This window comes from Nocardiopsis sp. MG754419 (assembly GCF_018207095.1).
Classification (GTDB): domain Bacteria; phylum Actinomycetota; class Actinomycetes; order Streptosporangiales; family Streptosporangiaceae; genus Nocardiopsis.
On record NZ_QOCZ01000439.1, the window covers coordinates 1 to 313 of the forward strand.

At 67.7% G+C, this 313-nt stretch carries 1 protein-coding gene; it reads left to right on the forward strand.

Annotated features, from left to right (window positions below):
• Nucleotides 1–313 (forward strand): hypothetical protein (locus DSY14_RS28455; protein ID WP_211719647.1); only part of this gene is annotated, 313 nt, incomplete at both ends.

Consider the following 313-nt stretch of genomic DNA (forward strand, 5'->3'; position numbering starts at 1 on the left):
CCCCAGGGCGTCGACAAGTGGCTCACGGCCCTCGCCGGCCACGACCGGGTCACCGTGCGCGAACAGATCCGCACCGCACTTCCCGTCGTCATCAGAACCTGGCTGGACGAGGCCGAGATCCTCGGAGCGATCTGCCGTGTGCTGCCGCATGTCCCCCGGTGTCTGGTCAAGCGCCGGGACGTGGCCATCCTGAGCTATGTGCAGGGCGTGCCGCTGTCCAGCATCTGCCGCAACGGCAAGCCGGTCGACTCACATCTGATCTCCGCCCTGGCCGGTCTGCTGGCGGACATGACGCAGGTGCGCAGGAAGGATC